Raw genomic sequence first — 19,822 nt, forward strand, 5'->3', positions numbered from 1 at the left:
GGCTCAGCGCACGAACTGCATCTGGGTGCTGCCCAGTTCCAGCAGGTCCCCGTGCTGCAACGTCACCGGCGTCGCGCCCAGCTCCCGGCCATTGACGCGGAAGCGCTCCGGCCCGGACAAATGCGCCAGCGTGTGGCCCGCCGCCCCGCGCGTGAGCGTGGCCACCGACTCGCCGGCCTTGCCGATGGTGGTGCTGTCCTTGGTGAGTGCCAGCTCCCGCCCCTTGGCGGGGCCGCTGAGGATCTTCAGGGAGGCCGGGGCCAAATCCACCGGGGAATGGTCGACGTCGTCGGCCAGCCGGACGCGGAACTTGCCAATTTCCACCGTGTCGTGGGACTGCAGCCGCTGCCGGATGATGGCCTCGCCGTTGACGCGGGTGCCGTTGGTGCTGTGCAGGTCTTCGATGTACAGACCGTCGTCTTCGCGCAGAAAGGCGGCGTGCTCGCCACTCACGGCCAGGTGGTCGATCACGATGTCGTTGTAGGGACGCCGGCCCACGGTGATGCGGTCCTTGGAGACCGGCATGTCCTTGATGACCGCTCCATCGAGCGAGACGATCAATCTGGTCATGCAAAGCTCCCGTGGGCGAAAAATCGGTGGCAAATCGCCAGGGTCAAACCCGGCCGGTGGGCGTCAAACCCGGGGGGTGGCCGGTGACGGTGCTGCCAGTATCACCGAAATATTGTCGCGCCCGCCGCGTGCGTTGGCCGCCGCCACCAGGGCTGTGGCTTTTTGCTCAAGCCCACCGGGAGCGGCCAGCAACTCGGCCAGTTCGGCGTCGGCCAGCATGTCGGTCAGGCCATCTGAACACAGCAGAAACAGGTCGTCAGGCGTCACCGGGTGCACATGGACCTCCACCTCCACCGTGGCCATCACGCCCAGGGCCCGGGTCAGCAGGTTGCGCTGCGGCGACAGCGCTGCCTCTTCGGCGCTGATCAGGCCGGCATCGAGTTGCTCCTGCAGCAGCGAGTGGTCGCGGGTCAGTTGGCGGAACTCGCCGTCGCGCAAGCGGTAGGCCCGGGAATCGCCCACATGGGCCAGCACCAGGCAGTCCGGCAGGAACTGGGCCACCACCACGGTGGTGCCCATCTGGTGGTACTCGGCATGGACCTGGGCGGCCGACCAGATGGTCAGGTTGGCGTTGTCCACCGCCTGGGCCACCGTGCGCGCCACCGGCAGCAGGACGGCGTCGCCGCCAGCAGCGGGCCCACCGTCGGGTCGCATCGCCCAGCGCGCCATTTCGGCGCCAATCAGCGAGATCGCCATGCCGCTGGCCACCTCACCGGCGCTGTAGCCACCCATGCCATCGGCCAGCACCGCCAGCCCGGTGTCGGCATCAACCAGCACCGCGTCCTCGTTGTTCTCCCGCAGTTGCCCGCGGTCGGACAGGGCAAAAAACAGGCCGGGCATCAGGGGGTTCCGGCCGCCGCCGCCTCGCTCCGGCGCTGCACCCACCAGCCCAGGGCCAGCACCAGCACAGCCCCCACCGCGGCCGCGGCGTACTCCCAGGCCTTGTCGGCCGGCAGCAGCGGTCGGACGGCCGGATCGGTCACCGCCATCTGGCCGGCAATCCAGCCCAGCAGCATGGCGCCCAGCGTGATGACCACCGGGAAACGGTTCATCAGCGTCAGCACCAGCTGGCTGCCGCCGACGATGATGGGAATGCTGACCAGCAGGCCGAAGATCACCAGCAGCAGTTGGTGCTGGCCCGCGCCATGGGCCGCGCCAGCAATCGCGATGACGTTGTCGACGCTCATCACCAGGTCGGCCACGATGACGGTGCGCACCGCGCTCCACAGCTTGTCGCTGGAGCCCACGGCATGGTCGCCCTCGTCCTCGTGCTGGAACAGCTTGACACCTATCCACACCAGCAGCACCGCGCCGGCCAGCTTCAGGTAGGGAATGGCCAGCAGCGCCAGCGCAAAGGCGATCAGCACCACCCGCAGCACGATGGCGCCGGCCGTGCCCAGCACAATGCCCCGGGTGCGTTGGGCCGGCGGCAGGTTGCGGCAGGCCAGCGCGATGACCACGGCGTTGTCGCCGCCGAGCACGATGTCGATCAGGATGATCTGGCCCACGGCAACCCAGAATCCCGCGCTCAGAAATTCTTCCATCGGTGTCCTGTCAAAACGACAAAGGCCGATTGTCGGTCAAGACAATCGGCCTTTGGTCGGTGACCCGCGCAGCGGCGCCCGAAGGCCACCGCCCCGCTTGCCAATCAGAGCAATGCCTTGAGCAGCTTGGCCATTTCCGACGGGTTGCGGGTCACGGTGAAACCACACTCTTCCATGATGGCGAGCTTGGCATCGGCCGTGTCGGCGCCGCCAGAGATCAGCGCACCGGCATGGCCCATGCGCTTGCCCGGGGGGGCGGTCACACCGGCGATGAAGCCGACGATGGGCTTCTTCATGTTGGCCTTGCACCAGCGGGCGGCTTCGGCTTCGTCCGGGCCACCGATTTCACCGATCATGATGACGGCATCGGTGTCGGGGTCGTCGTTGAAGGCCTTCATCACGTCGATGTGCTTCAGGCCATTGATCGGGTCACCACCGATGCCGACGGCGCTGGACTGGCCCAGGCCGATTTCGGTGAGCTGGGCCACCGCTTCGTAGGTCAGCGTGCCGGAGCGCGAGACCACGCCGATGCGGCCCTTGCGGTGGATGTGGCCGGGCATGATGCCGATCTTGATCTCGTCGGGCGTGATCAGGCCAGGGCAGTTGGGGCCCAGCAGCAGGGTCTTCTTGCCGCCGGCGGCTTCCTTGGCCTTCATGCGGTTGCGCACTTCCAGCATGTCGCGTACCGGGATGCCTTCGGTGATGCAGATCGCCAGATCGAGGTCGGCCTCAACGGCTTCCCAGATCGCGGCGGCAGCGCCTGCGGGCGGCACGTAGATCACCGACACGGTGGCGCCGGTTTCGGACGCGGCTTCCTTCACCGAGGCGTAGATCGGGATGTTGAAGATGGACTCACCGGCCTTCTTCGGGTTCACACCGGCGACAAAGCAGTTCTTGCCGTTGGCGTATTCCTGGCACTTTTCGGTGTGGAACTGACCGGTCTTGCCGGTGATGCCCTGGGTGATGACCTTGGTGTTTTTGTTGATGTAGATCGACATGTGATTAACCTTTCACCGCTTTGACGGCCGCTTGGGCGGCTTCTGCCATGGTGTCCACGGCAATGATGGGCAGACCGGAGTCGGCCAGCATCTTCTTGCCGAGGTCTTCGTTGGTGCCCTTCATGCGCACGACCAGCGGCACGTTCAGGTTGGTGGCCTTGCAGGCGGTGATGACGCCGGTGGCGATGGTGTCGCACTTCATGATGCCGCCGAAGATGTTGACCAGGATGGCCTTGACCTTGGGGTTCTTCAGCATGATCTTGAAGGCTTCGGTGACCTTCTCCGGGGTGGCGCCGCCGCCCACGTCGAGGAAGTTGGCCGGCTCGGCGCCGAACAGCTTGATGGTGTCCATGGTGGCCATGGCCAGACCGGCACCGTTGACCAGGCAGCCGATGTTGCCGTCCAGGCTGATGTAGGCCAAATCAAACTTGCTGGCTTCGACTTCGGCCGGGTCTTCTTCGTCCAGGTCGCGGAAGGCCACGATCTCGGGGTGGCGGAACAGCGCGTTGGAATCGAAGTTGAACTTGGCGTCCAGCGCCATCACTTCGCCCTTGCTGTTGCGGTTCAGCGGGTTGATTTCCACCAGCGACGCGTCGGTGTCCATGTAGCACTTGTAGAGCTTCTGGAAGATGTCCACGGCTTGCGCGGTGGAGTCGGCCGGCATGCCGATGGCGTCCGAAATCTTCTTGGCCTGCTCGGCACCCAGACCGGTCAGCGGGTCGATGAACTCGGTGATGATCTTCTCGGGGGTGGAATGCGCCACTTCCTCGATGTCCATGCCGCCTTCGCTGGACGCAATGAAGGCCAGCTTCTGCGTGGCGCGGTCGGTCACGATGGAGACGTAATACTCTTTGTTGATGTCGGCGCCGTCTTCGATGTAGAGGCGACGCACCTTCTGGCCTTCGGGGCCGGTCTGGTGGGTCTTGAGCTGCATGCCCAGGATGTCACCGGCCAGGCGCTTGACGTCGTCAATGCTCTTGGCCACCTTGACGCCACCGCCCTTGCCGCGGCCGCCGGCGTGGATCTGGGCCTTGACCACCCAAACCGGGCCGCCCAGTTTCTGCGCGGCCTCCACCGCCTCCTGCACCGTGAACGCGGCAATGCCGCGTGGCACTGGCACGCCAAACTGACGCAAGATGTCCTTGCCTTGGTATTCGTGAATTTTCATGGGGCCTCTTTCGGTGGCGTCGAATGGTTGCGTGGTCGCGCGGCGTCGGTTGGAACCGGCCGGACAGACAGGACACGGGCATGAAGCCGCGCAAACTGTATCATGATGCGCTGCACAAATACGGCGACCGCATTTGTGTAATACATAATTATATAAACCCCACTGAACCCAAACTGACGGCGCTCCGCGGACTCCCCATGGCCAAAATTTTCATTGACGGCGAGGCCGGCACCACCGGCTTACAGATACGCGAACGCCTGCAGACGCTGCCCGGCATCGAGCTGGTGAGCATTGCGCCCGAGCGCCGCAAAGACCCGGCCGCCAAGCGCGAACTGGTGGCCGGTGTGGACCTGGTGGTGTTGTGTCTGCACGACGATGCGGCGGTGGCGTCGGTCGCCTTGATCGACGACGTGGCCCGCCAGACCGGCCGGCCCGGCCCCAAAATCATCGACGCCTCCACCGCCCACCGCACCGCGCCGGGTTGGGTTTACGGTTTTCCCGAACTCGCGGCTGGCCAAAAGGCAGCTGTGGCCAGTGCCAGCCGGGTGGCCAACCCGGGCTGCTACGCCACCGGGGCCATTGCGTTGCTGCGTCCCTTGGTGGACGCGGGCCTGATTCCGGCCGATTTCCCGCTCGCCCTGCCCTCGGTCAGCGGCTATTCAGGCGGCGGCCGGGCCATGATCGAGGCCTATGAACGCGGCGAGGCGCCGTTGTTCGAAGCCTACGCGCTGACGCTGCAGCACAAGCACCTGCCGGAAATCATGCGCTACACCGGCCTGAGCCGCCGGCCGCTGTTTGTGCCCTCGGTGGGCAATTTCCGCCAGGGCATGCTGGTGCAACTGCCGCTGCACCTGGACCAATTGCCCGGCCAGCCCACAGCCGCCGCCCTGCAGCAGGCGTTGGCCGCGCATTACGCCGGCAGCCGCTGGGTGACGGTGGAGCCGGCCGCCGAGAACGGCAAGCTGGACGCCACCGCGCTGAACGACACCAACAAGATGGAATTGCGGGTGTTCGGCAACGCCGAGCACCGCCATGCGGTGTTGTTTGCCCGGCTCGACAACCTGGGCAAGGGCGCCAGCGGCGCTGCGGTGCAAAACCTGATGCTGATGCTGGGCATGGACGGCGCCTGAGGCGCCGCCGGGCCCATCACCAGTTGGCGTCGCGGTCGGCGGTGGCGCCGATGCGGTGGATGGACAGGTCGGCGCCCTCGTACTCTTCTTCCTGGGTCAGCCGCAGGCCCATGCTGAACTTCAGGAGGCCATAAATCACCGCCCCGCTGAGCAGCGCCCAGCCCACGCCCATCAGGCTGCCGATCAGCTGGGCGCTGAAGGCCACGCCGCCCAGGCCGCCCAGGGCCTTGGCACCGAAGATGCCGGCGGCCAGGCCGCCCCAGGCGCCACACAGGCCGTGCAGCGGCCACACACCCAGCACATCGTCGATCTTCCAGCGGTTCTGCGTCAGCGTGAACATCACCACGAAGATGGCGCCGGCCACCGCACCCACCACCAGCGCGCCCAGCGGGTGCATCAGGTCGGAGCCGGCACACACCGCCACCAAGCCGGCCAGCGGGCCGTTGTGCACAAAGCCCGGGTCGTTCTTGCCCAGCGCCAGCGCCACCAGCGTGCCGCCTACCATGGCCATCAGCGAGTTCACCGCCACCAGGCCGGAAATCTTGTCGATGGTCTGGGCGCTCATCACGTTGAAGCCAAACCAGCCCACCGTCAAAATCCACGCGCCCAGCGCCAAAAAGGGGATGTTGGACGGCGGGTGGGCCGAGATGGCGCCGTCCTTGCGGTAGCGGTTGCTGCGTGCGCCCAGCAGCAGCACCGCCGGCAAGGCGATCCAACCGCCCACCGCATGCACCACGATGGAGCCGGCAAAATCATGGAATTCCTCGCCGGTCAGCGCCTTGATCCAGGCCTGCACGCCGAAATGCTGGTTCCAGACGATGCCTTCAAAAAACGGATACGCCAGCCCCACGACCACCGCGGTGGCGATCAGCTGCGGCCCGAAACGGGCCCGTTCGGCAATGCCGCCCGAGATGATGGCGGGAATGGCCGCCGCAAAGGTCAGCAGAAAGAAGAACTTGACCAGCTCGTAGCCGTTCTTGGCCGCCAGCACCTCGGCGCCCACAAAGAAGCTGGTGCCATAGGCCACGCTGTAGCCCACCACAAAATAGACCACGGTGGAGACCGAAAAGTCCACCAGGATCTTGACCAGCGCATTGACCTGGTTTTTCTTGCGAACCGTGCCCAGCTCCAAAAAGGCAAACCCGGCATGCATGGCCAAGACCATGATGCCGCCCAACAAGATGAACAAGGCGTCTGAGCCCTGTTTCAGTGCATCCATGAGGCTTTACTCCGAATAATGCGCGTGTTTGGTGCGAAATTACCCAAATCAACCGCACTGCACCGAAGTTAAGCAAAAAGCGCGCCAAATTCGTGCGGATCGACGATTTCGGTGCACTTTTCCAGCAAGACGCCCGTTTTTGGTCAGAGATGAGCACCATCTTGGGCGCCCAAGGCGCCATGCGGCGCGGGCTCAGGCCTCAGGAGCCGGGGCTGGCCCGCCTTGCAGGGCCGCCAGCTTGTCGGCCGCTTGCCGCTTGCTCAGGCCCCGCACCGCCGCGATGGACTCCAGCTGGGCCGCCCTGGGTCTGGCCTTGCCGGCCTCCCATTTGTAAACCGACTGGTTGGACACGCCCAGCAGCAAGCCAAAGGCCTCGGCCGACAGGCCCAGCCGCTTGCGCTGGGCCACCAGGCGCGCCGCACTGAAGCGGCGTGAGGGCTGGGCATCGTCGGCCGGCGGGGCGGCACCAGGCCGAGGCGCCTTGCCGGCTGGCGCGCGCAGCTGCTTTTCCAAGGCGGCCAGCTGGCGTTTGAGCCCCGCCAACTCCTTGCGCTGCGACACCCCTCGCGCCTGCAAGGCCTCGGTTTCACGTCGCACCTCCTTGCGGACGATTCGCGTGATTTCTTCTTTCAGCACCGATGCAATGTTGGCCATGACACAAACTCCCTCAACGAAACCGCATTGTCACCGCTTTGAACCGCGGGTCTTGAGACCGACCGACTGGACGCTTTTACGCGGCCCATCGTGAACCTTGCCTGACGCAGCCTACACCCTAGGGCCGCTGGCTTCCAGTGGCAAGCCTGGCGACGCGTCGGCAGCAAAAGACAACACCTCGGGTCATCCCGAAGCTGACAAGGAAAATATGTAACCTAAAGGTGTCATTTGCCAGTTTATCGCTGTTGATTGCATACTTAAGCACTCTTTTTGTCCCCCGATTTCCCTTGCCAAGCGCCCTGCGGGGTCCGCACAATCGAAGCATCGCCGCCCATGGTGCATGGGGGGCACGGAGAAACGATGCAGATTCTGTTGATTGACGACCACCCGCTGTTCTCGCAGAGCCTGCAGTTCCTGTTGATGGAGCTGGATGCCACGGTGCGAGTGGCGGCCGTGGGCTCGGTGGAAGAGGCCATCCGGCATCCCGACCATGTCGACCTGGTGCTGCTGGACCTGCACCTGCCCAACACCCAGGGGCTGGAAGGCCTGATGACGCTGCGCACTCACCGCGAAGGGGTGCCGGTGGTCATCGTCTCGGGCGACGAGAGCCCGACCACCATCCAGGCGGCCATTGACGCCGGCGCCATGGGCTATGTGCCCAAGTCGTCCACGCCGCAGGTGCTGCTGGCCGCCATCCAGCTGATCCTGGCCGGCGGCATCTACCTGCCCGCCCATATGCTGCCGGGCGGCCGGGACGAAGTGGAGTCGGAGGCCGCCAGCAACGCCGCTGCCTCGGGCGGCCTGGCCATGCTGACCCGGCGCCAGCGCGAGGTGTTGATGAAGGTGGTGCAGGGCAAGCCCAACAAGGTGATTGCCCGCGAACTCAACATCGCCGAATGCACCGTCAAGTCCCATTTGTCCACCGCCTACCGCATGCTGGACGTGGACAGCCGCACCGAGGCGGTGTTCAAGACCGCCCGGCTGGGTTTCAAGGTCTGAGCTAGGGCAGGCGGCTTCAGCCGCCCTTCAGCCGCGCCGCCCGATAATCGGCTCGCCGGTTTCCCACGGCGACCGCGGTCAGCGCCGACCCTGCGCAGCTTTCTCACCCCCTCATGGAAACACTTCTGGTCTCGACCAGCGTGGTGGCCCTCGCCGAAATCGGCGACAAAACCCAGCTGCTGGCCTTCATACTCGCCGCCCGCTTCAAAAAGCCCTGGCCCATCATTGCCGGCATCCTGGTCGCCACGCTGGCCAACCACGGCCTGGCCGGCGCTCTGGGGGCCTGGATCACGGCAGCGGTCAGTCCAGAGCTGCTGCGCTGGGTGCTGGGCGCGTCTTTCCTCGGCATGGCGGTGTGGACGCTGATTCCCGACAAGATCGAGGAAGAAGAAACCCAGGTGGCCCACAAGCTGGGCGTGTTTGGCGCCACGCTGGTCACCTTTTTTCTGGCCGAGATGGGCGACAAAACCCAACTCGCCACCGTGGCCATGGCCGCCCATTACCCCAACCCCTGGTTGGTGGTGGCCGGCACCACGCTGGGCATGCTGATCGCCGACGTGCCGGCGGTGTTTGTTGGCGACCGGTTCGCTGCCAAGATCCCGATGCGGCTGGTGCACGGCATCGCCGCCGCCATCTTTGCGCTGATGGGCCTGGCCACCTTGCTGGGCGCTGGCGCCCGGTTCGGCCTCTGACCAGGCCCGCCGGCCATTCCCCGCCCGGATGGCAGCCTATATACTTCCCCCACGCGCCGATTTGCTCCAGCTTGCGGGCGCTTTAGAAATTCAGCTAAAGACGGTCGCCACCCCACCCACCCGGCCCCGCCTTCAGCGATGCCGGGTTTTTTCATGTTTGCCACACCTCAATCGATGCATTTTGCCGAGCCGCTGCCGCTGCAGAGCGGGGCCTCGGTGCGCAGCTACGAACTGGCCTACGAGACTTATGGCCAGCTCAATGCCGACCGCTCCAACGCGGTGCTGGTTTGCCACGCGCTCAACGCCTCGCACCATGTGGCCGGCGAGTACGCCAACCAGCCCAAAAGCGAGGGCTGGTGGAGCAACATGGTGGGGCCGGGCAAGTCGGTCGACACCAACCGCTTCTTTGTCATCGGCGTCAACAACCTGGGCTCCTGCTTCGGCTCCACCGGCCCGATGCACACCCACCCGGACACCGGGGAGGTTTATGGCGCCGACTTCCCCGTGGTCACGGTGGAAGACTGGGTCAATGCCCAGGCCCGGCTGCTGGACCGGCTGGGCATCCAGACCCTGGCCGCGGTGATGGGCGGCAGCCTGGGTGGCATGCAGGCGCTGTCCTGGACACTGCAATACCCTGAACGGGTGCGCCACGCGGTGGTGGTGGCCAGCGCGCCCAACCTGAACGCCGAGAACATCGCCTTCAACGAGGTGGCCCGCCGCGCCATCGTGACCGACCCCGACTTCCATGGCGGCCATTTCTACCGCCACGGCGCCGTGCCCAAACGCGGCCTGCGCATCGCCCGCATGATCGGCCACATCACCTACCTCAGCGACGATGTGATGAACGAGAAGTTCGGCAGGCAATTGCGTGACGGCCTGGTGAAGTACACCACCCAGGACGTCGAATTCCAGATCGAAAGCTACCTGCGCTACCAGGGCGACAAATTCAGCGAGTACTTCGACGCCAACACCTATTTGCTGATCACCCGGGCGCTGGACTATTTCGACCCGGCCCGCGCCCATGGCGGCGACCTGAGCCGGGCGCTGGCGGTGGCGCAGGCCAAGTTCCTGCTGGTGAGCTTCAGCACCGACTGGCGCTTTTCGCCGGCCCGCAGCCGGGAAATCGTCAAGGCGCTGCTCGACAACCGGCACGACGTCAGCTACGCCGAGATCGACGCGCCGCACGGCCACGACGCCTTTTTGCTGGACGATCCGCGCTATTTGTCGCTGGTGCGCAGCTACTTTGAGCGCGAGGTCGGTGCCGGCCTGGCCACCGGGGAGACCGCATGACCGACCGCGCCATGATGGAAGCCATCGCCCGGCTGGTGCCGGCGGGTTCGCGGGTGCTGGACCTGGGCTGCGGCAACGGCGAACTGCTGGCCCATTTGCAAACCACCCGCGGCTGCACCGGCTACGGGGTGGAGTTGGCCGACGGCAATGTGCTGGGTTGTGTGAACCGCCGCGTCAATGTGCTGCAGCTCAACCTGGAGGCCGGGCTGTCGATGTTCGACGACCATTCCTTCGACGTGGTGCTGCAGATCGACACCTTGCAACACCTGCGCAACGCCGAAACCATGCTGGTGGAAACCGCCCGCGTGGGCCGCATCGGCATCGTCGCCTTCCCCAATTTCGGCCACTGGCCCAACCGCCTGGCGGTGCTGCGCGGCCGCATGCCGGTGACCAAGCGCCTGCCCTACCAGTGGTACGACACGCCCAACATCCGGGTCGGCACCTTCCGTGATTTCGAGGCCCTGGCCCAGAAAAACGGCCTGCGCATTCTGGACGCCCATGGCCTGCAGGACGGCCGCGAGGTGCGGCTCTGGCCCAACGCGCTGGCCGGCACCGCGGTGTTCAAGGTTCAAAAGGCCTGAGGCCGGCCAGCGCCTCAGGGCCTCAGGTGCAGACGCGGTTGCGGCCGCTGCCCTTGGCGCGGTACAGCGCCATGTCGGCCTGGTGCAGCAACTCGCTCATGTCGCTGGTGGACGCCCCCACCATCGCCACCCCGGCGCTGACCGTCACCGGCCCGCAGGGCAGCTGCAGCGCCGCCACCGCCTCGCGCAGCATGTCGGCCACCGACACCCCACCCTCCAGGTCGGTGTCGGGCAGCAAGGCCACGAACTCCTCGCCGCCCACCCGCGCCAGCACATCGGCCTCGCGCAGACGCTCCTTCATCAGCCGGGCCAGCGACACCAGCACATAGTCCCCGGCGTCGTGGCCGTGCTCGTCGTTGACCACCTTGAAATGGTCGATGTCCAGCATCATCACGGTCAGCGGCCGGCCAGCCCGGCGGGCCAGGGCCAGGGCCGGTTTGGCCAGGATGTCGAAGCCGCGGCGGTTCAGCAGGCCGGTCAGCGGGTCGGTCTGCGACAGCCGGTCCAGCGCCGCGTTGGCCACCTGCAGCTCCGAGGTGCGCTGCTGCACCTCGGTCTCCATCTCGAACTTGGCGTCGATCAGCCGCTGGGTCATGCGGTTCAGCGAGGTCGACAGGCTTTGCAGTTCGGTGCTGCTGTTGAGCAAAGGAATCTGCGCGCCGCTGACCCCGGCCTCCACGTCGCGTGCTGCCTGGGCGATCGACGACAGGTGCCGACTGACACGGCCGGCCACCCACCAGGCCAGCAGCGAAGCCAAAAAGGCGGTGGCCAGGCCAATGCCCAGGGCCTGCCAGGTGGCGGTGCGCACCGCGGCAAAGGCCAGCGCCTCGGGTTCCCGCGTGGCCACCTGCCAGCCCAGGTCACTGACCGGGTTCAGCGCCTGCACCCGGAACACCGAGGTCAGGTAGTCCTGGCCGTCGGCCCAGCGCATCACGGCCACCACCGGCGCCTTGGTCAAGGCCAACTGCTCGGCGGGCAACGGCATGGGCATCTTCTGGCCGATGGCCGCGTAAGGGGCCAAACGCCCATCGGGGCCCAACACCAGTTCGCCCTCCTTGTCGAACACAAACACCTCCATCTGCCGCGCCATGGCGTCCGATGGCAGCAGCTTGTCGATCAGCTTGTGCAGCCAGTCCACGCTGCCGTGGATGCCCAGCACCCCCACCGTCTCGCCCTTGACCTTCAGCGGGGCCGCGAAATCCACGAAGCGCACCGGCTCGCCACTGGCCGAGGCCGGCAGGTACTTCGCCAGCAGCTTGGCGGGGTGCACATCACCCACCATGTGGGACTTGAGCCCGGCCGCATACCAGGGCCGCTGGCCGACGTTCTGGCCCAGCAACACATCGCCGGTGGACGCGCGCACCACGCCCCGCAGGTCGGCCACACCGGCCCAGGAAATGTAGGGGCTGTTGGCCTGGTTCAGGGCCAGCATGTGGGCCACATCGGGCGTGGCCAGGCCCTGGCTCCACAGCACATCCAGCCCGGCCATCTTCTGCACCTCGTTGCTGCCATTGAACAACTCGCTGGCCAGGGTGCGGGCCACATTGAGGGTGACCACGTTGAGCGACTGTTCGGTGCGCTCACGCACCCGGTTCTTCAACACCTCGCCGCCGGCAAAGGACAGCAGCACCGCGGTCAGGCTGACCAAGGCGCCGAACACCAGCGTCACCTGCAGACGAAAGCTGCGGCGACCGCCAGCGAGGGCCGAGGGGGGTGCAGCGTCGGAAATGTCGAGAGAGGTGTTCATTCGGTGGCGGGATAACAAAGACCAGGGCACAGGCACTGGTCCCTGAATGGGGGAAAACCCCGCCAGTGTGCCGCGTGTTCGGGCCGGGCCCATCGGGGCAAACGCGAGTGTCCCGCGGCTTGTGTCACACCCGGCCCCAGCTGGCCGGGCACCACCGGACGCCGCTGTCGGCGTAAGCTGTGAGGCATGCCACTTGATCGCTCTCCCTGGACCCACCCCGGCATGGCCGCCGCGCTGGGTGCCGCCGTGCTGTTTGGTGCTGGCGCACCGCTGGCCAAAGGCCTGCTGACCAACCTCAACCCCTGGCTGATGGCCGGCCTGCTGTACCTGGGCTCTGGCCTGGGCCTGGCGCTGTACCGCCGGCTGAGCCGGGCGCCCGCCGTGCAACTGCCCCGGGCCGAGCGGGGCTGGCTGGCCGGCGCGGTGCTGGCCGGCGGGGTGATTGGCCCGGTGCTGCTGATGGCGGGCCTGGCCCATCTGCCGGCGGCCTCGGCCTCGCTGCTGCTCACCGCCGAGGGGGTGTTCACCGCGCTGCTGGCCTGGTGTGTGTTCGGTGAAAACGTCGACCGCCGCATCGCGGCCGGCATGGGCTTGATCGCCGCCGGCGCGACCGTGCTGGGCTGGCCCGGCCCGGGCGGCGTCGCCGGCCTGGCCTGGTCATGGCCGGCGCTGCTGGTGCTGGGGGCTTGCCTGGCCTGGGGCCTGGACAACAACCTGACCCGCAAGGTGTCGTTGCACGACGCCAGCTGGATCGCCATGGTCAAGGGCCTGGTGGCCGGCAGCACCAACCTGGGTCTGGCGGTCCTCGCCAACGCCATGGGCTGGGTGGCCCCCTGGCCGCCGCTGGCCCAGTGGGCGCCCTGGCTGCCACTGGCCCTGCTGCTGGGCCTGCTGTCCTATGGCGTGAGCCTGAGTCTGTTTGTGTTCGCGCTGCGGGGCCTGGGCACGGCACGCACCGGCGCGTATTTTTCGGCCGCCCCCTTCTTCGGCGCGCTGCTGGCGGTGGCGCTGGGTGAACCGCTCACCGCCCCGTTGCTGCTGGCCGGTGCGCTGATGGCCATTGGCGTGTGGCTGCACCTGACCGAACACCACCACCACGAGCACGGCCACGCGGCCATGGCCCACAGCCACGCCCACCGTCACGACGCCCACCACCAGCACAGCCATGACTTTGCCTGGGATGGCCGGGAACCCCACAGCCACCCCCATGCCCACAGCCCGCAACGCCACAGCCATGCCCATTACCCAGACATGCACCACACCCACGAGCACTGAGCCCGCTGTGGTCGGACAAGGGTCCGAAACTGGTAGCATTTCGGCGCGGGGTTTCAGCCTCCCGCACTGCACAGAAAGACGGTGTCCCGTCCAAGCGCTGGCAACCGACCGGAGACCCTGCCGTGGACACCGCACGCCCCAACGACCTTTCCCCACCCGCCGCCGTGGGCTTCAATGAGGCCTTGCGCTTCTGGCTGAAACTGGGCTTCATCAGCTTTGGCGGCCCGGCCGGGCAAATCGCCATCATGCACCGCGAGCTGGTCGACCAGAAACGCTGGATTTCCGAGGCCCGCTTCCTGCACGCGCTCAACTACTGCATGCTGCTGCCCGGCCCCGAGGCCCAGCAGCTTGCCACCTACATCGGTTGGCTGATGCACCGCACCTGGGGCGGGGTGGTGGCCGGTGCGCTGTTCGTGCTGCCCTCGCTGTTCATCCTGATCGCCTTGAGCGGCATCTACATGGCCTTCGGCAACCTGCCCTGGGTGGCCGGCCTGCTGTACGGCATCAAGCCGGCGGTGGCGGCCATCGTGCTGCAGGCGGTGCACCGCATCGGCAGTAGAACCTTGAAAACCCCGCGCCGCGCGCCGCTGCTGTGGGCCATCGCGCTGGGCAGCTTCATTGCCATCTATGGGCTGGACCTGCCCTTCCCGGCCATCGTGCTGAGCGCGGCCGTGATCGGCTGGCTGGGCTCGCGTTTTGCCCCGGCGCAGTTTGCCGGCGGGAGCGGCCACGGTGCGGCCAAGGCCGGCCAGGGCCCGGCGCTGATCGACGACCACACGCCCACCCCGGCCCATGCACGCTTCAAGAAATCGCGGCTGGCCCGGGTGCTGGTGGTGGGCGCGCTGCTGTGGCTGCTGCCCATGGCCTGGCTGTGCGCCACCCAGGGCTGGCAAGGCACGCTGACCCAGATGGGCTGGTTTTTCACCAAGGCCGCGCTGCTGACCTTTGGTGGCGCCTACGCGGTGCTGCCCTATGTCTACCAGGGTGCGGTGGAGCAGTTCGGCTGGCTCACCGGGCCGCAGATGATCGACGGCCTGGCCCTGGGCGAAACCACGCCCGGCCCGCTGATCATGGTGGTGGCCTTTGTCGGCTTTGTCGGCGGCTGGACCAAGGCGGTGCTGGGCTCGGGCACGCTGTTCCTGGGCGGCGCGCTGGCCGCCACGGTGGTGACCTGGTTCACCTTTTTGCCGTCGTTTCTGTTCATCCTGGCCGGCGGGCCGCTGGTGGAATCCACCCACGGCAAACTGCACCTGACCGCGCCGCTGACCGCCATCACCGCCGCGGTGGTGGGCGTGATCGCCAGTCTGGGCCTGTTTTTCCTGGCCCACATCGCGCTGCGGGCGCCCGGCACGGGCTGGTTCGGCTCGTCCATCGACGGCCCGGCGCTGGTCCTCACCGGGCTGGCCGCGCTGGCGCTGCTGCGCTACAAACAGGGCGTGATCCCGGTGATTGCCGCCTGTGCCGGCGCCGGCCTGCTGCTGCGCCTGGTGGGTTGGGCTTGAGGCCGCAGCAGGCCGGCGCTGATAAGCTAGGTGACCTCGTTGTTGCCCGACCCACGCCATGCCCCGCTTCGCCGCCAACCTGAGCCTGATGTACACCGAGCGGCCCTTTCTGGACCGCTTCGAGGCCGCCGCGCTGGACGGCTTCCGCGCCGTGGAATGCATGTTCCCCTACGAATGGCCAGCCGCCGAGCTGCAGGCCAGGCTGCGCCATTTCGACCTGCAACAGGTGCTGATCAACGCCCCCGCCGGCGGCGCCGACCATGCCGCCATGCAGGGCGCCTGGGCGGCCGGTGAGCGTGGCACCGCCGCCCTGCCGGGACGTGAGGCCGAGTTCCGCACCGGCATCGCCTATGCGCTGCACTACGCCCAGCAAATGGGGTGTGCCCAGGTGCATGTGCTGTCGGGCGTGCTGCCGCCAGGCCAGGAGCGGGAAGCACTGAAACCGCTGGTGGTGGCCAACCTGCAATGGGCGGCGGCCCAGGCCGCCGAATTCGGCATCACGCTGCTGCTGGAAGGCATCAACCAGCGCGACTTGCCGCGCTACTTCCTGAACCGGCAGGACCATGCCCACGAGCTGATTGCCGCGGTGGGCGCGCCCAACCTGAAGGCGCAGATGGACCTCTACCACTGCCAGATCGTCGAGGGCGACGTGGCCATGAAGCTGCGCAAATACCTGCCCACCGGCCAGGTGGCCCACATCCAGGTGGCCAGCGTGCCCGAGCGCCAGGAGCCCGATGGCGGCGAGCTGAACTACCCCTACCTGTTCGACCTGCTGGACGAGCTGGCCTACCCCGGCTGGGTGGGCTGCGAGTACCGACCGGCGCGCGGCAATGTGCCCAACGCCACCCGCGACGGCCTGGGCTGGCTGAACCGCTGGCGCGCCGACCACCGCTGAGCCCGCCACCCACCGACGGTGCGCAGGCCAGCCCGGCCTGAGGCCCTGACTCCCCATGCCCTACAGCCTGGCCGCCCCGGTGCACAGCGAGTTGCTGCTGAAGAAAAGCCGCTTCATTGGTTGCGTGCAGGCCGTGGCCGACCGCGCCGCGGCCTTGGCGGTGGTGGCGGCGCTGCGGCGCCAACACCCGCAGGCCACCCATGTCTGCTGGGCGCTGATGGCCGGTGGCCAGTCGGCTGCCGTAGACGACGGCGAGCCCGGCGGCACCGCCGGCCGGCCCATGCTGGAGGTGCTGCGCCACCAGGACCTGGACGGCGTGCTGGCCACCGTGGTGCGCTACTACGGTGGCATTCAGCTCGGCGCCGGTGGCTTGGTGCGGGCCTACACCGACGCCGTGGCACAGGCCCTGCTGCAGGCCGACAAGCGGCCCATCCAGCGCCAGGTGGTGCTGGCCTGCAGCATGCCCTACGCACTGGAAGGCATGGCACGCCGGGCCCTGGAGGCGGCCGGTGCCGAGCTGCTGGAGGCTCGCCACGACAGCCTGGCCACCTTGCGCTTTCGCCTGCCCGACGGCGAGGCCGTCGCGCTGATGGCCCGGCTCAACGAGGCCGGTCAAGGCCGGCTGGTGTGGCTGGACACCGACGGCTGAGCCGCTGCAACGGCTGGTCTGCGCCATGGGCACTTTCTGCCTCTTTTCAGACCACCCCGGCGCGCGGTTGTCAGTCAAAAGCCTGCAATAAATGCCAGCGGGAGACAGCCCCCTGCCCGCCAGAGGCGGCGCGTGCGGCATCCCCTTCCTACGATGAATCCGTCTGCCCCCACAGCGCCCCGATGGGGCTTGGCGGCAAACGCATTCCAACAATCGCCAGGAGACAACCGCATGAAAAAACCCCGCATTCTCAACAGCCTGGGCCCGTTGGCCGGCCTGCTGATCACCGCCTCGGTCGCCCTCGTCACCGCACCCGCGAACGCCCAGCTGTCGCTGTCAGGCAGCTCGTCGGTGGGCGGCCCGCTCAGCGTCAGCGGCCTGGGTGGCCTGACCCAGATCAACAGCCTGGTCAATGGCGATGTGCTGACCAGCGCCCAGAAGATTTTGTATGGTGGCCGCAACGACCCGTTCTACGAGGTGCCCGCCACGCTGCCTTCGTCCAAGCCCGGCGCCATCATCAAGAGCCGCGTCGTGTTGGCCCCGCATTTCCCCGAGGCCACGGTGACGCAGGTGATGTACGTGTCGCGCGACGTCAACGACAAACCGGTGGCCGTGACCGGCACCGTGCTGGTGCCCAAGCTGGACCTGAGCGGCACGGTCAACGCGCCGGTGGGCAGTGTGCAAGGCCCTTTGCCCACGCTGCCCGTGGTCGGTGAGCTGGCCGGTGCCAACCTGGGCTTCCCGGTAGGTGGCCCCAAATACGGCTCGCGCCCGGTGGTTGGCATCACGCCGGGCACCCGGGGCATGGGCGACCACTGCGCACCCTCCCAGGGCTTCAACGCCACGACGCTCACGCCCTTCATGGTGGACTACTCGGTGGCCGAATACCACCAGCTGCTGCTGCGTGGCTATGTGGTGGCCGTCACCGACTATGTCGGCGGTGGCACCAAGGTGCCCGAGAGCTACCTGGTCGGCAGGCCCGAAGCCCATGCCGGCCTGGACATGATCCGCGCCGCGCTGAACCTGCCGGGCACTGGCGCCAGCAAGGACAGCATGGTCGGCCTCACCGGCTACTCGCAGGGCGGCCAGGCCGCGGCCTGGGTGGCCGAGCTGCAGCCCACCTACGCGCCCGAGCTGAACATGAAAGGCGTGGTGGCCGGCGGCGTGGTGACGGACATGGTGGCCCTGACCGATTTCTTCAACCAGGGCGGCGCCATCAACGGCGGCGTGCTGTTGGCCATCATGCTGGGCATCGACAACGCCTACCCCGAACTCAACCTCAAGGCCCACGTGAAGCCGGGCTCTGAAAAGCTGTTCGAGGCGGCCCGCACCCAGTGCATTTACCAGGAGCTGCTGACCTACCCCGGCCTGCGCTCGGCCGACGTGACCTCGCCCGACTTTGCCCAGCTGCCGGCGGTGCGCGAGCGCCTGTCGCGTTCGCTGCTGGGCACCAAGGCACCCAAGGTGCCGGTCTACCTGTACCACGGCAACCTCGACAACGTGGTGCCCTACCAGTTCGGCACCCGGTTGCGCGACGCCTGGTGTGCCAAGGGGGTGTCGGTCGAGTTCCGCTCCGGGCCCTACGAGCATGTGGGGGGCATCTTCCTGGGCGCGCCCGGTGGCGTGCAGTTCCTTGCCGACCGTTTTGCCGGCAAGGCCCCGCTCAGCAACTGCAACGCCAACTTGAATTGAACGGTTTGGTTTCTGCGGCCCGGCATCCCCGGTTCAGTGTTCATCCCATCCCCCGCAACCGCGGGCCCGCAGAACCCCCTCTGGCCCGAGGCGCAGCCCGCCCTGGCCAGAGGGTTTTTCCGCTGGGGTCGGGTGGCCCCCGGCGGCTAAGCTGAACGGGATTTTTGATCCGGTGGAGGAGAGCTTGATGCTGTCATCGTTGCGCCACGCGCTGCTGCTGGACGGCACCGGCGCGCCCACCGACCGCCACCTGATCCTGAAGTCCCACGACTGGGACGAGGTGATGGCCAGCACGGACGCGGTTTACATGCCGTTTCGCGTCACGCCCCAGGGCAGGGTGCGCCGGCCCGACTCCTTCCACTACACCTGCGACATCGGTGGTTTCACGCTCAGCCGCTTCCGTTACGGGGTGCCGGTCTACCTCGACGACTTCGCGCCCGATCCAGGCCGCGGCATCGCCCTCACCACGCTGCGCGGCAACGTCCGCCACTGCGACCTGGCCAACACCGGCGCAGGCGAGAGCTTTCTGGTCGACAACAGCCGCACCGGCTACTCGCTGGCGGCCGACAAAGACCACATCCAGCTCAACCTGAGTTTCTCCCACCAGCTGCTGGCCGACCTGTACGAACGCTGGCACGGCCTGCCAGCGCCCGAGGCCATGTGGCAGCAGAAATTCAAGTTCGGTGGCCCCGGCTCCAGCTGGCTGGCCTTGCTGGAGTACTGCGCCCGCTGCGTGGCCGAGATGCCCGAGCAGATCGAGCGCGGCCCGATGGGCAAACACCTGGAAGAGATGCTGGGCATGAGTTTGCTGACCCAGTGGAGCCAGCAGTACGGCGATGCCGCCTTCCGCCGCTCCGGCACGCTGGCGCCGCGCTTTGTGAAGCAGGCCGAGGAATACCTGCGCCAGCATGCCCGCGACGCGCCCACGTTGACCGAGGTGGCTACGGCGGTGGGGGTCAGCGTGCGAGCCCTGACCCAGGCTTTCCGCGCCTTCCGCGATCAATCCCCCATCGGCCACCTGCGTGAGCTGCGGCTGCAAGGCATTCGCGCCGAACTGATGGCCGCACCCCAAGGCGCCACCGTGTCGTCCATCGTCAGCGGCTGGGGTTATGTGAACCAGGGCATTTTTGCCAAGGCCTACGCCCAGCGTTTCGGCGAGTTGCCCTCGCAAAGCCTGCGCCGCCTGCGCGGCTGAACCCCGACCCGGCCGCCCCGGG

19 protein-coding genes are annotated in these 19,822 nt (G+C 67.2%); 11 read left to right on the plus strand and 8 right to left on the minus strand.

Going from position 1 to position 19,822, the window contains the following annotated elements:
* Nucleotides 1-3: 3 nt before the first annotated feature.
* From AC4BAR_RS12060 to sucC, 5 genes are all read right to left on the minus strand, one after another.
* Complete coding sequence (locus AC4BAR_RS12060; protein WP_490628112.1) at nt 4-570, minus strand: FHA domain-containing protein; 567 nt, start codon at nt 568-570, stop codon at nt 4-6.
* A 63-nt stretch (nt 571-633) separates the two neighbouring features.
* Nucleotides 634-1,410, minus strand: coding sequence for a Stp1/IreP family PP2C-type Ser/Thr phosphatase (locus AC4BAR_RS12065; RefSeq protein ID WP_490628113.1), 777 nt, complete (start codon nt 1,408-1,410; stop codon nt 634-636).
* Nucleotides 1,410-2,114 carry a TerC family protein gene (locus tag AC4BAR_RS12070; protein WP_490628114.1) on the minus strand — a complete coding sequence of 235 codons (705 nt, stop codon included), beginning with the start codon at nt 2,112-2,114 and terminating at the stop codon, nt 1,410-1,412. The genes AC4BAR_RS12065 and AC4BAR_RS12070 overlap by 1 nt, the downstream gene beginning before the upstream one ends.
* Before the next feature lie 104 nt (nt 2,115-2,218).
* On the minus strand, nt 2,219-3,112 hold the full coding sequence (gene sucD / locus AC4BAR_RS12075) for a succinate--CoA ligase subunit alpha (RefSeq protein WP_490628115.1): 894 nt from the start codon (nt 3,110-3,112) through the stop codon (nt 2,219-2,221).
* A gap of 4 nt (nt 3,113-3,116) precedes the next feature.
* Nucleotides 3,117-4,400, minus strand: coding sequence for an ADP-forming succinate--CoA ligase subunit beta (sucC, locus tag AC4BAR_RS12080; RefSeq protein ID WP_490628320.1), 1,284 nt, complete (start codon nt 4,398-4,400; stop codon nt 3,117-3,119).
* Nucleotides 4,401-4,477: 77 nt separating this feature from the next.
* On the opposite strand from sucC, the gene argC reads away from it, so the two are divergent.
* Nucleotides 4,478-5,410 carry an N-acetyl-gamma-glutamyl-phosphate reductase gene (gene argC, locus AC4BAR_RS12085; RefSeq protein ID WP_490628116.1) on the plus strand — a complete coding sequence of 311 codons (933 nt, stop codon included), beginning with the start codon at nt 4,478-4,480 and terminating at the stop codon, nt 5,408-5,410.
* Nucleotides 5,411-5,426: 16 nt separating this feature from the next.
* Here the strand turns inward: argC and AC4BAR_RS12090 are convergent, their stop codons facing one another.
* Entirely contained in the window at nt 5,427-6,629 is a 1,203-nt protein-coding gene (locus AC4BAR_RS12090; RefSeq protein WP_490628117.1) for an ammonium transporter, read from the minus strand.
* Between the two features lie 192 nt (nt 6,630-6,821).
* Nucleotides 6,822-7,283, minus strand: coding sequence for a helix-turn-helix domain-containing protein (locus AC4BAR_RS12095; protein WP_490628118.1), 462 nt, complete (start codon nt 7,281-7,283; stop codon nt 6,822-6,824).
* Nucleotides 7,284-7,643: 360 nt separating this feature from the next.
* Here AC4BAR_RS12095 and AC4BAR_RS12100 point away from each other — a divergent pair, with 360 nt between their 5' ends.
* The 4 genes from AC4BAR_RS12100 to metW all read left to right on the plus strand — a co-directional run bounded on the left by AC4BAR_RS12100 (nt 7,644) and on the right by metW (nt 10,845).
* Nucleotides 7,644-8,282: a response regulator gene (locus AC4BAR_RS12100; RefSeq protein WP_490628119.1), complete on the plus strand. Its 639-nt coding sequence runs from the start codon at nt 7,644-7,646 to the stop codon at nt 8,280-8,282.
* A 113-nt stretch (nt 8,283-8,395) separates the two neighbouring features.
* Entirely contained in the window at nt 8,396-8,974 is a 579-nt protein-coding gene (locus AC4BAR_RS12105) for a TMEM165/GDT1 family protein (RefSeq protein WP_490628120.1), read from the plus strand.
* 153 nt (nt 8,975-9,127) lie between these two features.
* Nucleotides 9,128-10,264 (plus strand): homoserine O-succinyltransferase MetX, encoded by a 1,137-nt coding sequence (gene metX / locus AC4BAR_RS12110; protein ID WP_490628121.1) that lies wholly within the window; start codon nt 9,128-9,130, stop codon nt 10,262-10,264.
* Entirely contained in the window at nt 10,261-10,845 is a 585-nt protein-coding gene (gene metW, locus AC4BAR_RS12115; protein ID WP_490628122.1) for a methionine biosynthesis protein MetW, read from the plus strand. The genes metX and metW overlap by 4 nt, the downstream gene beginning before the upstream one ends.
* Nucleotides 10,846-10,867: 22 nt before the next feature.
* On the opposite strand, the gene AC4BAR_RS12120 is transcribed toward metW, so the two are convergent.
* Nucleotides 10,868-12,592: a sensor domain-containing diguanylate cyclase gene (locus tag AC4BAR_RS12120; protein WP_490628123.1), complete on the minus strand. Its 1,725-nt coding sequence runs from the start codon at nt 12,590-12,592 to the stop codon at nt 10,868-10,870.
* A 186-nt stretch (nt 12,593-12,778) separates the two neighbouring features.
* On the opposite strand from AC4BAR_RS12120, the gene AC4BAR_RS12125 reads away from it, so the two are divergent.
* From AC4BAR_RS12125 to AC4BAR_RS12150, 6 genes are all read left to right on the plus strand, one after another.
* Entirely contained in the window at nt 12,779-13,867 is a 1,089-nt protein-coding gene (locus tag AC4BAR_RS12125; protein ID WP_490628124.1) for a DMT family transporter, read from the plus strand.
* 122 nt (nt 13,868-13,989) lie between these two features.
* Nucleotides 13,990-15,369, plus strand: coding sequence for a chromate efflux transporter (gene chrA / locus AC4BAR_RS12130; protein ID WP_490628125.1), 1,380 nt, complete (start codon nt 13,990-13,992; stop codon nt 15,367-15,369).
* Nucleotides 15,370-15,427: 58 nt separating this feature from the next.
* Complete coding sequence (gene otnI, locus AC4BAR_RS12135; RefSeq protein WP_490628126.1) at nt 15,428-16,264, plus strand: 2-oxo-tetronate isomerase; 837 nt, start codon at nt 15,428-15,430, stop codon at nt 16,262-16,264.
* Between the two features lie 55 nt (nt 16,265-16,319).
* Entirely contained in the window at nt 16,320-16,913 is a 594-nt protein-coding gene (locus tag AC4BAR_RS12140; protein WP_490628127.1) for an IMPACT family protein, read from the plus strand.
* 231 nt (nt 16,914-17,144) lie between these two features.
* Nucleotides 17,145-18,605 carry a lipase family protein gene (locus AC4BAR_RS12145; protein ID WP_490628128.1) on the plus strand — a complete coding sequence of 487 codons (1,461 nt, stop codon included), beginning with the start codon at nt 17,145-17,147 and terminating at the stop codon, nt 18,603-18,605.
* Nucleotides 18,606-18,792: 187 nt separating this feature from the next.
* Nucleotides 18,793-19,800, plus strand: a complete 1,008-nt coding sequence (locus AC4BAR_RS12150) for an AraC family transcriptional regulator (protein ID WP_490628129.1) — start codon at nt 18,793-18,795, stop codon at nt 19,798-19,800.
* Nucleotides 19,801-19,822: the final 22 nt, after the last annotated feature.

Source organism: Rhodoferax sp. SPJ4, from assembly GCF_058216275.1.

Coding starts and splice junctions, on each gene's coding strand:
- AC4BAR_RS12060 (WP_490628112.1), bottom strand. CDS start 570: ATGACCAGATTGATCGTCTCGCTCGATGGAGCGGTCATCAAGGACATG.
- AC4BAR_RS12065 (WP_490628113.1), bottom strand. CDS start 1,410: ATGCCCGGCCTGTTTTTTGCCCTGTCCGACCGCGGGCAACTGCGGGAG.
- AC4BAR_RS12070 (WP_490628114.1), bottom strand. CDS start 2,114: ATGGAAGAATTTCTGAGCGCGGGATTCTGGGTTGCCGTGGGCCAGATC.
- sucD (WP_490628115.1), bottom strand. CDS start 3,112: ATGTCGATCTACATCAACAAAAACACCAAGGTCATCACCCAGGGCATC.
- argC (WP_490628116.1), top strand. CDS start 4,478: ATGGCCAAAATTTTCATTGACGGCGAGGCCGGCACCACCGGCTTACAG.
- AC4BAR_RS12090 (WP_490628117.1), bottom strand. CDS start 6,629: ATGGATGCACTGAAACAGGGCTCAGACGCCTTGTTCATCTTGTTGGGC.
- AC4BAR_RS12095 (WP_490628118.1), bottom strand. CDS start 7,283: ATGGCCAACATTGCATCGGTGCTGAAAGAAGAAATCACGCGAATCGTC.
- AC4BAR_RS12100 (WP_490628119.1), top strand. CDS start 7,644: ATGCAGATTCTGTTGATTGACGACCACCCGCTGTTCTCGCAGAGCCTG.
- AC4BAR_RS12105 (WP_490628120.1), top strand. CDS start 8,396: ATGGAAACACTTCTGGTCTCGACCAGCGTGGTGGCCCTCGCCGAAATC.
- metX (WP_490628121.1), top strand. CDS start 9,128: ATGTTTGCCACACCTCAATCGATGCATTTTGCCGAGCCGCTGCCGCTG.
- metW (WP_490628122.1), top strand. CDS start 10,261: ATGACCGACCGCGCCATGATGGAAGCCATCGCCCGGCTGGTGCCGGCG.
- AC4BAR_RS12120 (WP_490628123.1), bottom strand. CDS start 12,592: ATGAACACCTCTCTCGACATTTCCGACGCTGCACCCCCCTCGGCCCTC.
- AC4BAR_RS12125 (WP_490628124.1), top strand. CDS start 12,779: ATGCCACTTGATCGCTCTCCCTGGACCCACCCCGGCATGGCCGCCGCG.
- otnI (WP_490628126.1), top strand. CDS start 15,428: ATGCCCCGCTTCGCCGCCAACCTGAGCCTGATGTACACCGAGCGGCCC.
- AC4BAR_RS12140 (WP_490628127.1), top strand. CDS start 16,320: ATGCCCTACAGCCTGGCCGCCCCGGTGCACAGCGAGTTGCTGCTGAAG.
- AC4BAR_RS12145 (WP_490628128.1), top strand. CDS start 17,145: ATGAAAAAACCCCGCATTCTCAACAGCCTGGGCCCGTTGGCCGGCCTG.
- AC4BAR_RS12150 (WP_490628129.1), top strand. CDS start 18,793: ATGCTGTCATCGTTGCGCCACGCGCTGCTGCTGGACGGCACCGGCGCG.